The sequence below is a fragment of the Flavobacterium filum DSM 17961 genome (assembly GCF_000425465.1).
In the GTDB taxonomy this organism is placed as follows: domain Bacteria; phylum Bacteroidota; class Bacteroidia; order Flavobacteriales; family Flavobacteriaceae; genus Flavobacterium; species Flavobacterium filum.
This window is the reverse complement of the sequence record NZ_AUDM01000015.1, coordinates 32,394-48,207: the sequence shown is the minus strand read 5'-3', so window position 1 is coordinate 48,207 and position 15,814 is coordinate 32,394. Positions and strand designations below refer to the sequence as shown.

At 34.4% G+C, this 15,814-nt stretch carries 15 protein-coding genes; 8 read left to right on the top strand and 7 right to left on the bottom strand.

Translation table 11 applies throughout. The annotated features are described in order from the left end of the window. Positions 1–40: 40 nt before the first annotated feature. Positions 41–913, top strand: coding sequence for a lipoyl synthase (gene lipA, locus H601_RS0110320; protein WP_026711449.1), 873 nt, complete (start codon positions 41–43; stop codon positions 911–913). Positions 914–915: 2 nt separating this feature from the next. Here lipA and H601_RS0110315 read toward each other — a convergent pair whose 3' ends face one another. Continuing rightward, positions 916–2,769, bottom strand: a complete 1,854-nt coding sequence (locus tag H601_RS0110315; protein ID WP_026711448.1) for a mucoidy inhibitor MuiA family protein — start codon at positions 2,767–2,769, stop codon at positions 916–918. 105 nt (positions 2,770–2,874) lie between these two features. Here H601_RS0110315 and gap point away from each other — a divergent pair, with 105 nt between their 5' ends. Both gap and H601_RS0110305 read left to right on the top strand, forming a co-directional pair. Then, positions 2,875–3,870 (top strand): type I glyceraldehyde-3-phosphate dehydrogenase, encoded by a 996-nt coding sequence (gap, locus tag H601_RS0110310; protein WP_026711447.1) that lies wholly within the window; start codon positions 2,875–2,877, stop codon positions 3,868–3,870. Between the two features lie 37 nt (positions 3,871–3,907). After that, a complete protein-coding gene (locus H601_RS0110305; RefSeq protein WP_026711446.1) occupies positions 3,908–6,079 on the top strand; it encodes a tetratricopeptide repeat-containing hybrid sensor histidine kinase/response regulator in 2,172 nt (723 codons plus the stop codon). A gap of 198 nt (positions 6,080–6,277) precedes the next feature. Here H601_RS0110305 and H601_RS0110300 read toward each other — a convergent pair whose 3' ends face one another. Next, positions 6,278–7,090, bottom strand: a complete 813-nt coding sequence (locus tag H601_RS0110300; protein WP_026711445.1) for a purine-nucleoside phosphorylase — start codon at positions 7,088–7,090, stop codon at positions 6,278–6,280. Next, positions 7,053–8,087, bottom strand: a complete 1,035-nt coding sequence (gene lpxK / locus H601_RS0110295) for a tetraacyldisaccharide 4'-kinase (protein WP_026711444.1) — start codon at positions 8,085–8,087, stop codon at positions 7,053–7,055. Before lpxK ends, H601_RS0110300 begins: the two co-directional genes overlap by 38 nt. 478 nt (positions 8,088–8,565) lie before the next feature. Between lpxK and H601_RS0110290 the strand changes: the two genes are divergently transcribed. The 5 genes from H601_RS0110290 (at position 8,566) to H601_RS0110270 (ending at position 12,798) form a co-directional block, all read left to right on the top strand. Beyond that, positions 8,566–9,660, top strand: a complete 1,095-nt coding sequence (locus H601_RS0110290; RefSeq protein ID WP_026711443.1) for a Nif3-like dinuclear metal center hexameric protein — start codon at positions 8,566–8,568, stop codon at positions 9,658–9,660. Between the two features lie 3 nt (positions 9,661–9,663). Next, on the top strand, positions 9,664–10,443 hold the full coding sequence (locus H601_RS0110285) for a zinc ribbon domain-containing protein (protein ID WP_026711442.1): 780 nt from the start codon (positions 9,664–9,666) through the stop codon (positions 10,441–10,443). Positions 10,444–10,472: 29 nt separating this feature from the next. Then, complete coding sequence (locus tag H601_RS0110280) at positions 10,473–11,315, top strand: alpha/beta hydrolase (RefSeq protein WP_026711441.1); 843 nt, start codon at positions 10,473–10,475, stop codon at positions 11,313–11,315. A gap of 73 nt (positions 11,316–11,388) precedes the next feature. Further along, a complete protein-coding gene (gene rluF / locus H601_RS15590) occupies positions 11,389–12,159 on the top strand; it encodes a 23S rRNA pseudouridine(2604) synthase RluF (protein WP_035655840.1) in 771 nt (256 codons plus the stop codon). A 63-nt stretch (positions 12,160–12,222) separates the two neighbouring features. Further along, on the top strand, positions 12,223–12,798 hold the full coding sequence (locus tag H601_RS0110270; RefSeq protein WP_026711440.1) for a hypothetical protein: 576 nt from the start codon (positions 12,223–12,225) through the stop codon (positions 12,796–12,798). Between the two features lie 245 nt (positions 12,799–13,043). Here H601_RS0110270 and H601_RS16695 read toward each other — a convergent pair whose 3' ends face one another. The 4 genes from H601_RS16695 to ffh all read right to left on the bottom strand — a co-directional run bounded on the left by H601_RS16695 (position 13,044) and on the right by ffh (position 15,803). Beyond that, positions 13,044–13,220, bottom strand: coding sequence for a type II toxin-antitoxin system RelE/ParE family toxin (locus tag H601_RS16695; RefSeq protein ID WP_211223546.1), 177 nt, complete (start codon positions 13,218–13,220; stop codon positions 13,044–13,046). Beyond that, positions 13,210–13,437: a hypothetical protein gene (locus H601_RS0110260; protein WP_026711439.1), complete on the bottom strand. Its 228-nt coding sequence runs from the start codon at positions 13,435–13,437 to the stop codon at positions 13,210–13,212. The genes H601_RS16695 and H601_RS0110260 overlap by 11 nt, the downstream gene beginning before the upstream one ends. 69 nt (positions 13,438–13,506) lie before the next feature. After that, positions 13,507–14,394 (bottom strand): bifunctional 5,10-methylenetetrahydrofolate dehydrogenase/5,10-methenyltetrahydrofolate cyclohydrolase, encoded by an 888-nt coding sequence (locus H601_RS0110255; protein WP_026711438.1) that lies wholly within the window; start codon positions 14,392–14,394, stop codon positions 13,507–13,509. A 68-nt stretch (positions 14,395–14,462) separates the two neighbouring features. After that, positions 14,463–15,803, bottom strand: coding sequence for a signal recognition particle protein (gene ffh, locus H601_RS0110250; RefSeq protein ID WP_026711437.1), 1,341 nt, complete (start codon positions 15,801–15,803; stop codon positions 14,463–14,465). Positions 15,804–15,814: the final 11 nt, after the last annotated feature.

The following is a 15,814-nucleotide window of genomic DNA, read 5'->3' as shown; positions in this document are numbered from 1 at the left end:
CATTTCGTTTTTTCTTATCTTTGTACTTCAATAAAAAGATATGAATACTGTTTTAGACCATGTTCAACCACCGGTGGGAAAACCGAAATGGCTGAGAGTAAAATTGCCAACCGGACAAAAATATACCGAGCTTAGAGGATTGGTTGATAAATATAAATTGAACACTATTTGCACCTCAGGAAGTTGCCCGAATATGGGAGAATGCTGGGGAGAAGGCACAGCTACCTTTATGATTCTCGGAAATATTTGTACGCGTTCGTGCGGATTTTGTGGTGTAAAAACCGGTCGTCCGGAAACAGTAGATTGGGATGAACCGGAAAAAGTGGCTCGTTCCATCAAAATCATGAATATCAAACATGCGGTAATCACTAGTGTGGACCGTGACGATTTAAAAGATATGGGTTCCATTATTTGGTATGAAACCATTTTGGCCATCCGAAGAATGAATCCGCAAACTACCTTAGAAACTTTAATTCCTGATTTTCAAGGAGTGGAAAGAAATATTGACCGAATTATTGAAGCCAATCCTGAAGTAGTTTCACATAACATGGAAACAGTACGTCGCTTAACTCGCGAAGTGCGAATTCAAGCAAAATATGACCGAAGCTTAGAAGTTTTACGCTACTTAAAAGAAAAAGGAATCAGAAGAACCAAATCCGGAATCATGTTAGGATTGGGTGAAACAGAAGAAGAAGTCATTGAAACCATGAAGGATTTAAGAGCTGCCAATGTTGACATTGTGACAATTGGTCAATATTTGCAACCGAGTAAAAAGCATCTACCGGTAAAAGAATTCATCACTCCGGAACAATTCAAAAAATATGAAGAAATCGGGAAAGAATTAGGTTTCCGCCATGTGGAAAGTGGAGCGTTGGTAAGATCTTCTTATCATGCTCAGAAACATATTTTGTAATATTATTCCAACTGTAAAAATTCGTTTTTAGGGTATTTAACTTGATATTTTAATTGTACTTTCCTTTCTGTTTTGGAAGGTATAGTTAGGTTCCATTTAACAATATTTGTATTTTTATCGATTTCACCTTCATTATAAAATTGTTCTTCTAATATAATTTCTTTATTATTGCTAATTGGCAATTGGTCTAATACAGTTATATTTACTGCATAAGGCTTGTTGTTTTTAACAATAATATCATAGGCCCGACTTTCTTTTTTATAGTTGCTTAAAAATTGCTTGGAACTAAATTCTTTTAATTTTTTTCGCAGAATAACAATTCCTTTATCTTTCCCTAAAGAGATATCTAGGGTATCCGATGCTGATTGTAAATCTAAAAGTGATTTACCTAAATAAGCTCCTTCAAAAAATAAATTCAACTCACCATCAAATAAATTTAACTCTTGCCAATTGGTAACTTTTGCAGTTAAGTAAACACTTTCATCTAATTTTGGTACAGCATAATATTGATATTGAGCAGGTAACTCAAATCGTTTGATTTCGGCGGTATATTTTTTATTATCACTTAATATGGTATAAGGCTCATTTATTTCATAGGTAATGGTAGTAGGTTGATAATTAACTGCGGTTTGTAATGCAATACTTTCTTCCTCATATTGAACCTGCTTCTTTTTTGAACTATTATAACCACTCACAACCACTACTTCTTCTAATCGAGTATCACTATCCAAACTAACATTAATTACTTTGGAATTTGCGTTTACTAATTGAGACTTCATTCCAACAAAAGAAAATTCTAAAACACTATTTTGATTGGGTACTTTTATACTGTATTTACCATCAAAATCTGTTGATGTTCCAATTGATGTTCCTTTAACAATTACATTTGCTCCCGGCAATGGAATACCTCCCTCTGAAACCACACCAGTAATAGTATTACCAATTAATTGGCCATAGGCTTGTACTGAACCGGAAGGTTTAATGCGTTGATTTAAATTCAAATACCATGGTTGTAATGTTGGTGCTACTCCACTTTCCGTTGGATTTCCATTTGAAATGGTTAAAGAAACATCATTCCAATCTTCACCTGAACTTTGAAAAATATTGGCTTTAAATAACAACTCAATCGGATTTTTAATGTCTTCTACCCTCAAATCATAATTAGAATACCAACCTGCTTGCATGACATAATAGGTAATTTCGAAAGAGGCATTTGCAATTTCTCCTCTTGAAGATACCGTTACTACAATATCACTTGTTGCAGTTTCATTTGACTCATTTAATGACTTTAATTGTTTGTCTAATTTGGTTATTGTACTGTCTATAGATGACATTTTCGCTTCTACATCAGATTTTTGCTTCAATAAATCTATCAATCGTTGGCGTTGAAAATCAACAGCCTCTCTCAAATCTGTCATTTTCAATCCTGAATTTGTTCCCCCAATAACCTGATTTTTTGCTAAAATTGATTCCTCATTCTTTAATATGGTCAATACATTATTTTCAAACGTTCTTTTCTTATTTAGTTGCAATTTGGCAGATTGTAATTTTTCAATTTCCTCTCTGTTTTTTTGAATTGTTAAATGATTATTTTGATGCACAACAGATTGAATGGTAAATGCTCCTTTTCCTTTTACTTGTAAACTTTCTTTGTCAATTTTAGGAGAAACACCTGAAAAAACCAATTCAGTCTTACCACTTGAAAATGTTGCTTTTGCAGTTCTTACAACTTGAGCTCCCTCAGTAAAAACAATTACTTTTTCAATTTTTGAGGATATCGTTTTACTTTTAGTTTGTCCAAAAAGTGATACATTTGACACCAGTAAAACTAAAAAAAAGGTTAAATATACTTTCATAAATAAATCATTTAATACAAATATAAGTACATTATGGTTTGAATTCTTTTGAAAAACAAATAATTCGTATTTAAATCTGTACTTTTATAAACGAATACTATTTTTATGCAAAAAACAAAAATCGCCATCAACGGTTTCGGTCGAATCGGAAGAAATTTTTTCCGTTTATTGTTAAATCATCCCACGATAGAAATCGTTGCCATTAATGATTTAGCAGATGTAAAAACCATGGCTCATTTGCTTAAATACGATAGCATTCATGGTATTTTAAAGGAAGAAGTTGACTTTGATGAAAAACATCTGATTGTTGACGGAAAAAAAATTTCCTACTATTCAGAAAAAAATATAGAAAACCTAAACTGGAACGGAATTGATTTTGTTATCGAATCCACCGGAAAGTTTAAAACGTATCAAGCGGCTCAAGCACATCTGAAGGCCGGAGCAAAAAAAGTCATTTTATCGGCTCCTCCTGAAGATGATAGCATTAAAACAGTTGTGATGGGTGTCAATGAATCTATTCTTGACGGAACAGAAACTATTATTTCCAATGCGAGTTGCACCACCAACAACGCCGCTCCGATGATAAAAATCATTGATGAACTTTGCGGAATTGAACAAGCCTATATCACCACGGTTCACTCCTATACTACTGATCAAAGTTTGCACGATCAACCTCATCATGACTTGAGAAGAGCACGTGGTGCGGCACAATCTATCGTTCCAACTACAACCGGTGCGGCAAAAGCTTTGACAAAAATTTTTCCAAAACTAGAGGGAAAACTTGGTGGAAGTGGAATTCGAGTACCGGTGCCAAATGGCTCATTAACCGACATCACCTGCTATGTTTCCAAAATAGTAACGATAGAAGAAATTAATGCTGCTTTTTTGAACGCTTCTCAAAATGAATTTAAAAATATATTAGCCTACACAGAAGCTCCAATTGTTTCAGTTGATATAATTGGCAATTCACATTCTTGTCTTTTTGATGCTCAATTGACTTCAACAATTGATAAAATGGTTAAGGTTGTGGGGTGGTATGACAATGAAATTGGTTATTCATCGAGAATTATTGACTTAATTACATATATTTCAAATAAATAATTATTTTTATACGCTAAATAAAAGCACGCCTTTTAGTATGAAATATTATTTTTTAACGATATTTTTCTGTACAATCTCCCTTTTTGCACAAAAGAAAAAAGAAAAAGTGGAAATTGACAGTACTACTTATTACATTGAAATTGCCAATTTTCACAAAAAGAATAACAACTTTGGAAGTTCAATGGACTACATTCAAAAAGCCATTAAAGCGGCTGAAAAAAACAAAGATTATTTGGCTCAAGCCAATGCTTTTTCTTTTTTAGGAAATGTTTATTTTGAGTTGAAAAAAGTAAATGATGCCATTTTAATTTTCAATAAAAGTATTCCGCTTTACGCGAAACAAAAACCTACTGCAAATCAAGCTTATACTTTGTATAATTTAGGATTATGTTATTCTGAAAAAAAGGAATATTCAACAGCTGAAAACTATTTTAATGAGGCAGAGAAAATTTATGAACTCATCAATGTTCCAGAAGGGAAAGAATTAATTAATCTTCAAAAAGGAATCCTTCATCAAATCAAAGGTGATGATGACAAAGCGTTAACTATTTTTAGTACTCTAATTTCAAAACCGGATGATGAAGACCAATCAAAAATTAAGTCAAAAGCATACTATTATATTGGTCAAATAGAAGCGAAAAGAAATCGCAATAATTTAGCCATCAATTATTACAACAAAGCATTAGAACTCAGTTCTAAATATAAAGATTTACAATTGTCTGCTGATGTAGCTAAATCATTGAGTTTTATTTATGAAGAAATGATTGATATAAAACAATCGCATAAATACTTAAAACAACATTTAACTTTACGAGATAGCATCAGAGTCCTAAATAGTAAAAGAGTAGGAACTGAAGACTTCTTAAGTTTCAAAGAAGCCGAACGATTAAAAGCTGTTGAGCAAATGAATCGGGAAAACAAAGAACAACAAAGAGCTAATAAGTTCTCTAAACTCATCAGTATTTTGAGTATTGCATTGATTTCAATTTTGTCGTTATTGAGTTTATCGTTATACAAAAACAATATCATCAGAAGCCAAAGCAATAAATTACTACAAGATAAAAATCAAGAGTTAATTCAAGCAAAGGAAAAAGCTGAAAAAGCGTCGAAAGCAAGGGCAGAATTTCTATCTACCGTGAGTCATGAATTAAGAACGCCATTAAATGCCATCAACGGTATCACCCATCTTTTGTTAGAAGAAAATCCTAAAAAATCGCAAATGCAGTATTTAACCTCTCTTAAATTCTCGGGAGATTATTTACTGACCTTCATTAATGATATTTTAGAAATTAACCGAGTAGAAAGTGAAAACATTGAAATTGAAAAAATCAATGTAAACATCAAACAATTATTAAGTGACCTACATAATTCATTCAAAGATTTAGCGTCTAAAAATAACAATGATTTTGTGTTGGAAATGGATGAAAATATACCGGAAAATTTGATTGGCGATCCAACAAAATTATCACAGATTTTCATCAACCTCATCAATAACGCTTTAAAATTTACACAAAACGGAAAAGTATACGTTAAAGCATCCGTAACTGAAACAAAAGACGAAGAATGTACCATACATTTTGACATTGCCGATACCGGAATTGGAATTTCTCCTGAAAAACAATCCACAATTTTTGAAAGTTTTTCACAAGGCTCTGTAGAAATCAATCGTAAATACGGTGGAACCGGTTTGGGCTTAGCCATCGTTAAAAGATTAGTTGAGCTTTTAGGTGGTCAAATCAAATTAACCAGTTCAGAAGGAATTGGTTCTACTTTTTCGTTTGATGTAAACTTTATTGTTGGCGAACAACAATTTGTAGAAGTCAAAAAGCACTATGACGAAAGTGTTTTTGAAAACAAAAAAATACTCATTGTTGAAGATAACAAAATCAACCAAATGATTACCAAAAAAATGGTTGAAAACAAATCCATTCAATGTGAAATCATAGATAATGGAGAAGATGCCATTGAAATGATACGCAATCACCATTTTGATTTAGTGCTCATGGATGTTCATCTTCCGGGCATCAACGGAACGGAAGCAACGCAAAAAATTAGGGAATTCAATAAAACATTACCAATTATTGCCCTTACCGCCATTTCATTGAATGAAAACCGAGAAATGCTTTTATCCTACGGAATGAATGATGTAGTGACAAAACCTTTTAATCCGGATAATTTTTATCGATCGATAGCTCAACTGTTGAGTTAAAAATTCAATTCTCTTTCAAGGATGAACTTATCAGCCCGGGTAGTCCCAAAGTTTCGGGAGAAAACCCCGCAAGACTGAAAGCTAATTTTTCTTTGCTTTTTGGGGCGACCAAAGGAAGCCACGAAAAAGGAGTAGAAAAATAGCTTGAAGACTGATTCCGATAGCTATCGGGATGCAACGGATAACCGGAATAGCTTCCTACTCCTTTAGAATAAACTCTCTAATTAATTTTCTAACTACCGGTTCGGCTTTTTTGGCAGCTTGCAAAACCTCATCGTGGTTGACTTCATCAATATTATCTTCGTCGCCCATATCGGTAATAACTGAAATTCCTAAACAAGATAAATTCATGTGGCGGGCTACAATCACCTCCGGCACAGTGGACATGCCTACGCAATCAGCTCCTAAAATTTTGACCATTTTGTATTCAGCTAAGGTTTCAAAAGTTGGCCCTTGCAGACCTAAATAAATACCTTCTTTTAAATCAATGTTGTGCTGCAAAGCAATAGCTTTCGCTTTTTGTTGTAAGGTGCGGGAATACGGTTCGCTCATGTTTACGAAGCGTGGACCAAAACGCTCATCATTTGTACCACGCAACGGATGATCTGGAAACAAATTGATATGGTCTTTTATCAACACGACATCACCCACTTTATAATTCGGATTCACACCGCCGGAAGCATTGGAAACAATCAAATTTTGTATGCCCAAATAATGTAAAACTCTTACCGGAAAGGTAACCGTTTGCATATCATATCCTTCATAGTAATGAAATCTTCCTTGCATGGCCACCACTTGTTTGTTCCCAATTGTTCCAAAAACCAATGCACCCTTGTGTCCTTGCACGGTGGAAACCGGAAAGTTTGGAATTTCGGAATACGGAATGGTAAATTCGATGTCGATATCTTGTGTGAATGAACCCAAACCGGATCCTAAAATGATACCGTATTCAGGTGAATAATTGGTTTTTTCTTTAAGAAATTGGACGGTTTCTTGTACTTTGTTCCACATAAATGTTTATTTGTTGGTTGAAATTTTCGCCGTTAGAAAGAAAAACACTTTGAATGGGCAAATAGAATAATTGTGCCTGATTTACTTTTCCTCTTAGCCGAACGAAATCTTTTTCGGTGGTAATAATCGGTTTATTTTTAGATTTTTTTTGAATGGTTTGAATATCACTTTCTGTAAAATCGTGGTGGTCAGGAAATTCCAATTCCTCATCGTTGCCATCTTGCAAATGGTTGAAAAAAGGTTTGGGTTTGGCGATTCCGGCAACTAACAATTTATCAGTGTTATGTAGTGAAGCAACGGTACGATTTTCGGTTTCAGAATACAAAATTTCATCATACTGAATAGCCGAAAAATAAAGTTGTTGATGTGTTGAAAGATGTAACTTTTCTCGAATTTGATTTTGTTCAGCTTCGGAAAGTGTTGTCGGACATTTGGTCACCACAACGATATTTGCACGTTTTGCTCCACTCCTACTTTCCCTCAAATTTCCGGTTGGTAATATATAATCATTCGCATATAAATCATTATAAGCGGTGAGCAAAATATAAAAACCGGCTTTCACTTTGCGGTGCTGAAAAGCATCGTCAAGTAAAATGATATCAGGTTTGTTTTGTAAAGCCAATAACCGTTCAATCCCGTTTTTGCGATTAGCATCAACAGCCACTTGTATCGTTGGATATTTTTGTGCCATTTGAAAAGGTTCATCACCCAAACTTTCGGCAGTAGAAACTGAATTAGCCAATAAAAATCCGGAGGTTTTGCGTTTATAACCACGGCTCAAAACAGCCACTTTATACTTTGGTAAAAGCAATCGAATCAAATATTCTATTTGCGGTGTTTTTCCTGTTCCACCCACACTAAGATTCCCAACAGCGATAATCGGAATAGAAAATGAATACGACTTTAGCATTCCTTTATCAAAACACCAATTGCGAATGGCGGTAATCAACCCATATAAAATGGCAAAAGGAAAGAGTATTTTTCGCAACAAAATCATGTTACGAAGGTAGGGATATTTAAAGAAATTTTATCTTTTTTGTTTTGGATTTATTTTGAAATTTTAAAGCTTTTAAATGGAACACAGATTAAATAGATAAAACAGATTTTCGTTGATTTTATAGCTTTGCTATAATGGATTGGGAAGGATTCAATTTGAGTAAATTCTCTTTATTTAACGTGAGTTCGACGTAATTATATATAAATTTAGACACGAATTGCACGAATTTACACGAATCATAATTTTTAACAATTAAGTTTCACGAATTAAAATCTGATTTATCAGATTTTATTGGTATAATATTACATCTTCAATTCGTGTTAATTTGTGTAATTCGTGTAAAATGGTGAATGCTTCTTTAGTTTTTATATCGAACTCACGTTAAATAAGCAATTAATATCGGTATAATTCACTTTCAATCTCTCAAAAAATTTCATCTCAAAAAGAAAATACTATCTTTGAAAATCAATTTAATTCTATGCAACTTCACACCATTACCCCTATTTTAGAAGCATTAGCTCCTTTGGCTTATGCGGAAGATTTTGACAATGTTGGCCTTTTGGTCGGGAATCCGCAACAAGAAATCAGCGGCATTTTAGTGTGCCACGATGCTCTGGAAACGGTTGTGGACGAAGCCATTCAAAAAAAATGCAACCTGATTGTCTGCTTCCACCCGATTCTTTTTTCAGGATTGAAAAAAATAACGGGTAAAACATACGTGGAACGAGTGGTAATGAAAGCCATTAAACACGATATAGCCATTTATGCTGTCCATACCGCTTTAGACAATCATCCGGAAGGGGTAAACAAAATGATTTGTAACCAATTAGGATTGAAAAAAACGAAAATATTGGTGCCTAAAGAAAAATTCATTCGAAAATTAGTCACCTTTACCATTCCTGAAAACCATCAACAATTGCGGAATGCTTTATTTGAAGCCGGTGCGGGAAACATTGGCAATTATGAAGATTGCAGTTTTAATTCCAAAGGAATCGGAACCTATATGGGCAATGAACACAGTAATCCGGAAATTGGCGAACGCTTTGAGTTTGTAGAAAGTGAAGAAATCAAAATTGAAGTGACGTTTGAAAAGCATTTGGAAGCCAAAATATTGAAAGCTCTCTTTACCAATCATGTGTATGAAGAAGTGGCGTATGAAATTTATGAATTGCAAAACCAACACCAAAATATTGGGTTAGGCATGATTGGCGAATTGGAAAACGAAATGCCTGAACGTGATTTTTTACAATTGGTGAAAGAAAAAATGAAGTGTGAAAACATCCGTCATTCCGCATTTATGAATAAACCAATCAAAAAAGTAGCTGTTTTAGGTGGTGCCGGAAGTTTTGCCATTCAACAGGCAAAAAAAATGGGAGCCGATGCTTTTTTAACCGCCGATTTAAAATATCATCAATTCTATGAAGCTGAAAATCAATTACTTTTAGTCGATATTGGACATTATGAAAGCGAACGCTACACAAAAAACTATATTGTTGATTTTCTTATCAAAAAAATTCCTAATTTTGCCATCATTTTATCAGAACAGAATACAAACCCAGTTAAGTACTTTTAGACTATGACAAACGTAAAAGAAATGAGTGTTGAAGAGAAGTTGAGAGCTCTCTATGATTTGCAGTTAATCGACTCACGAATAGATGAAATCAGAAACGTTAGAGGAGAATTGCCTCTTGAAGTGCAAGATTTAGAAGATGAAGTAGCTGGATTAAAAGCTAGAAATGAAAAACTAAAAGCCGATTTAGAACAAATTGATGATCAAATCAGAGCTAAGAAAAACGCCATTGAAGCTCATAAAGAAGGCATAAAAAAATACACAGAGCAACAAAAAAATGTACGTAACAATAGAGAATTCAATTCGTTAACAAAAGAAATTGAATACCAAGAGTTAGAAATTCAATTGAATGAAAAGCATATCAAAGAATTAAAAGCATCTATTGAATACAAAAAACAACAAGTTGCTGATTCACAAGAAAAATTAGCTACTAAACAAAATCACTTAGAGCACAAAAAAGCGGAATTAGGTGATATTATGGCTGAAACACAAAAAGAAGAAGAGTTTTTGACGAAGCTTTCTACTGAATATGCAGCTAATGTTGAAGATCGACTTTTAGCGGCTTACAACAGAATCAGAAACAATGTTAGAAATGGTTTAGCCATCGTTTCTATTGAAAGAGGAGCTTCTACCGGTTCGTTTTTTACCATTCCACCCCAAACGCAAGTGGAAATTGCAGCCCGCAAAAAAATCATCACTGATGAGCACAGCGGAAGAATTTTGGTTGACAACGTATTAGCTGCCGAAGAAAAACAAAAAATGGAAAGCATATTTGCAACTATATAATCTAAAGCCCCGAGTTTCGGGGTTTTTTTATGACTGATTTTTTTAAAAAAATAATAGCAAAATCCATTGGACTTTACATTTCCATTTTGAGTTATGTATGGCCCAAAAAGGCTACTCAATTGGCCTATCGTTTTTTTAGTGAACCGAGAGCGGGAAGATTACAAGCGGATGCCTTGCCGGAAATTTTAAAAAAAGCTACTAGAGAAACTTTATCGATAAACGAAGAATATTTTGAAGTCTATCATTGGAGCGGAACAAAAGAACCGTTATTATTGATACATGGTTGGGAAAGCAATTCGTCTCGGTGGGAACCTTTACTTCCTTATTTACTTCAAAACGGTAATTCAATAATTGCTCTTGATGGTCCTGCTCATGGTTTATCGAGTGGAAAAGAATTCAGCGTACCCAAATTTGCTTCTTTTGTCAATAAAGTGGTAGAAGAATATCAACCAAAAACCATTATCGGGCATTCCATTGGTGGTGCTACTTGTTTGTATTTTCATCACCGATATCAACCAAAAAATATTGAAAAAATGGTGTTGTTGGGAGCTCCTTCTGATTTGGAAATTCTAATTGACAATTATACCAAAATTCTTGGATTGAACTCAAAAGCAGTGCAATTATTGGAAATGTATTTTGAACATAAATTCGACATGAATTTTACTGCATTTTCCGGAAAAACATTTGCTTCCTCTATAGAATTTGAAGGTTTTATTTCCCATGACAAATCAGATGATGTGGTACTTTTTGAAGAAGCAGTAAAAATTAGTTCTACTTGGAAAAGGGCAATTTTTGTAGAAACAAATGGTTTAGGTCACAGTATGCATGACAATGATTTATATCAAAAAATTCAAGCTTTTGTAAAGCAATAAATGACAGAATACTTTCGAATGAAGAGCTGAATTGCTACTTTTTTCAAAACACAAAAAAGTTTACCTTTGCGGGATGGAAACAACCGGAAAAAGAATCAATAAATTTTTATCGGAAACAGGTTTTTGCTCCAGAAGAGAAGCAGATAAACTGATTGAACAAAAGCGAGTAAGCATCAACGGTGCTATTGCCGAAATGGGCACAAAAATTTTAGACACCGATGAAGTGCGAGTAGACGGTAAACTAATCCGTGAAAAAAGAGAAAAACCAATTTATTTAGCTTTTCACAAACCGGTTGGAATTGAATGTACCACTAATTTAAATGTGAAAAACAACATTGTAGATTACATCAATTATCCCGAACGTATTTTTCCGATTGGAAGATTGGATAAAGCCAGCGAAGGACTAATTTTCATGACCAATGACGGCGATATAGTCAACAAAATTCTTCGTGCACGTAACAATCACGAAAAAGAATATATTGTGACGGTTGATCGCCCCATCACCGACCGATTCATTCAACGAATGGGAAACGGTGTTCCGATTTTAGATACCGTAACCCGAAAATGTAAAGTAGAACAAATCAGTAAATACATTTTCCGGATTGTGCTTACGCAAGGTTTAAACCGTCAAATCAGAAGAATGTGTGAATATTTGGGCTATGAAGTTACAGCATTGAAACGCACCCGAATCATCAATATTTCATTGGATATTCCGGTGGGAAGATACCGCGATTTAACTAATGCTGAAATCAAAGAATTGAATCAATTGATTGAACCTTCAAGTAAGACCGAAGAAGCCAGTTTGCCGAAAATCAAAGCACCATTTCAACCCAAAAAAAAGTAGCTTCAAAATTTTGATAATAAGAAGTTTAGGCTATTTTTGCATCGAACAATAAAAAACAATATCATGAAAAAATTAATTTTATCAAGTTTAGCAATTATTGCTATGTTTACTGCACTTTCATGTAGTAGTGACAGTGATTCAAGTAGTTCATCTTCAACTTTTAAAATTGACGGTGTAAGTTATTCTCTACCTCCAGCTCAAGGAATTGTAAACATTGTTAGTCCAAATGCTTATGAATTGGATGGTAACATTTACAATCGTAACACTTTTATTATCAATGGAATTAAAGGAATGACAGATGTAGCAACCGTTACCTTTGACTTATTTGTAAAAAATGGAGAATCTGTTGCCGGAACCTATCAAATTTCTACTGATCAAGATGAAGATACGTTTACGAGTATTGATAATATTCTTGCATCTGATGTAAGAGTTTGTATTGGTTGGACTTCATTAGTAGCTGTTACTAATTTAACTTCTGAGACAATAACAAGTGGAAATGCTCCAACGGGAACGGTTCAAATTATTTCAAATGGTGGAAATAATTATACTATTAAATTTACAGGAAATTTCAAAAAATTAGACCAGACAAACATTTCGGCTAATATCAATCTTACCGGAGCTGTTTCAAATGGTTCATAATTAAATTAAACAAAAGGAAAGCCCCAATAGTTTCAAATTATTGGGGCTTTTTTATGAAAGAAAATGAATTACTAAATGAAAATTTAAGGTAATGTGACCAAAAATAGTTGGTGATTTTATTATTTTATTTTGTTGGGATTCTTTTTTACAACAAATAGATAGACAATTGTAATTCTATCTTTATTTATTTCATAAAATACGGTTGTTTGCTTACTTAAAACAGCCTTTCTCAATCTAGGTTGAAATTAAGAAATTGGAAAAATTTCTGGAAAAAACAAAATAATATCTATATGCCTGCGAAGTTTTTCTTTGAAATCTTCTACTTCTCTGGTTGTCCATTTGTTATTTAAATAATCTAAAATATCTTCAAGATTATTTATCGATTCATTTGACCAATATAACTTATACTTTTTATAAGCCATATTTCTTTTTTATATCTTCATGAGAAACTATTCTTCCTGATTCAATATCTTTTATTCCTCTTTCTATTCCTGCTTTTTGTTCATGAGATAACTCATCCCACCAATCTTTCTGAGATGTAGTTTGATCTTTAATCACTTTTAAATACTGGAGCATGTCGTTATTATCAACGTGCATTAACCAATCCAATAGTTCTAGTTTTAAAGCTTCTGCTCCCATTTTACAAAATTTAAAGCTAAGATAATCATTTAAACTAAAAACCCAAGTTCATCACTTGGGTTTTTTATTCTATTTCAATTTCAAACGCTTCTGTTCTCTTGCCAATAAGGTGTTTTTCAGCAACATCGCAATCGTCATGGGACCAACCCCACCAGGAACAGGTGTAATGTAAGAGGCTTTTTTGCTAACAAATTCAAAGTCAACATCACCGGTAATACGGTAACCTTTTTCAGTGGTATCATCGGCAACACGTGTGATTCCCACATCAATCACCACAGCATCATCTTTCACCATTTCGGCTTTTAGGTAATTCGGTACGCCCAATGCCGTGATGATAATATCCGCTTGGGTGGTAATTTGTGCAATGTTTTTAGTATAACTATGCGTTAACGTAACTGTAGAATTTCCCGGAAAACCTTTTCTTCCCATCAAAATACTCATTGGTCTTCCTACAATATGACTTCTACCAATTACAACCGTATGTTTTCCTTGAGTTTCCACTCCATAACGCTCCAATAATTCTAAAATACCAAATGGAGTAGCCGGAATAAAGGTTGTCATATCCAACGCCATTTTCCCGAAGTTCTCCGGATGAAATCCATCTACATCTTTATTCGGGTCAATCGCCATCAACACTTCTTGCGTATCAATTTGTTTGGGCAATGGCAACTGCACAATGAAACCGTCTATGTTATCGTCTTCGTTTAATTCTTTAATTTTTTTGAGTAATTCCGTTTCAGAAGTGGTGTTGGGCATTTTAATCAGCGTACTTTCAAAACCTACTCGTTCACAGGCTTTTACTTTACTGCCTACATAGGTTAAACTCGCTCCGTCATTTCCCACAATAACGGCGGCCAAATGTGGAACTTTCTCACCATTATCTTTCATTTTCTGCACCTCAGCAGCAATTTCATTCTTGATGTCTTCGGAAACTTTTTTACCGTCTAAAATTTTCATAGTGTGTTGTTTTGGTTGTGTTGTGCTAAAAAAATAAGACGCGAATCATCGCGTCTCAGTTGTCTTTATTAGGGTCGCATTCCTTTCATTCCGCCCATCATTCTGGCTAGGTTTTTTCCGCCGCCGCCTTGCATCATCTTCATCATTTTGCTCATTTGATCAAACTGCTTCATCAATTGGTTCACTTGTTCTACTTTCGTACCGGAACCTTTTGCAATTCTTATCTTTCTTTTACCGTCAATAATCGTTGGTTTACTTCTTTCGGTTGGTGTCATCGAGTGAATAATAGCTTCAATGTGTTTGAACGCATCATCTTCAATCTCTACATCTTTTAATGCTTTTCCGGCACCGGGAATCATGCCTACCAAGTCTTTCATGTTACCCATTTTTTTGATTTGTTGAATTTGCACCAAGAAATCATCAAAACCGAATTCGTTTTTGGCAATTTTCTTCTGCAGTTTACGGGCTTCTTCTTCGTCATATTGTTCTTGAGCTCTTTCTACTAACGAAACCACGTCACCCATTCCCAAAATTCTATCCGCCATACGGGAAGGATAAAACACATCAATGGCTTCCATTTTTTCTCCCGTACCGATGAATTTAATCGGTTTATCAACTACGGATTTAATCGATAAGGCGGCTCCACCACGCGTATCACCATCTAATTTGGTCAAAATAACTCCGTCAAAATTCAAACGGTCATTGAAAGCTTTTGCTGTATTTACCGCATCTTGTCCGGTCATGGAATCCACTACAAACAAGGTTTCTTGTGGTTGAATGGCTTGATGAACATTCGCAATCTCATTCATCATTTGCTCATCAACTGCCAAACGACCGGCGGTATCCACAATCACAACATTAAATCCGTTGGCTTTGGCATGTTTAATGGCATTTTGAGCAATCTCAACCGGATTTTTATTTTCCGGTTCAGAATAGACCTCAACGCCTATTTGTCCTCCCACCACATGCAACTGGTTAATTGCTGCCGGACGATAAATATCACACGCTACTAAAAGCGGTTTTTTTCCTTTTTTTGTTTTTAGAAAATTGGCTAATTTACCCGAAAAAGTCGTTTTACCTGAACCTTGCAAACCTGACATCAAAATAACTGTCGGGTTTCCGGAAAGATTAATTCCTACCTCAGAACCACCCATTAACTCGGTTAATTCGTCTTTCACCAATTTCACCATTAACTGCCCCGGCTGTAACGAGGTCAATACGTTTTGACCGATAGCCTTTTCTTTAACGGTAGTGGTAAAATCTTTAGCAATCTTAAAATTCACGTCGGCATCTAATAACGCTCGACGAACTTCTTTTAAAGTATCAGCTACGTTTACTTCGGTAATTTTACCGTGACCTTTTAATATATGAAGAGCTTTATCTAATTTATCGCTTAAATTACTGAACATAAATCTGATTT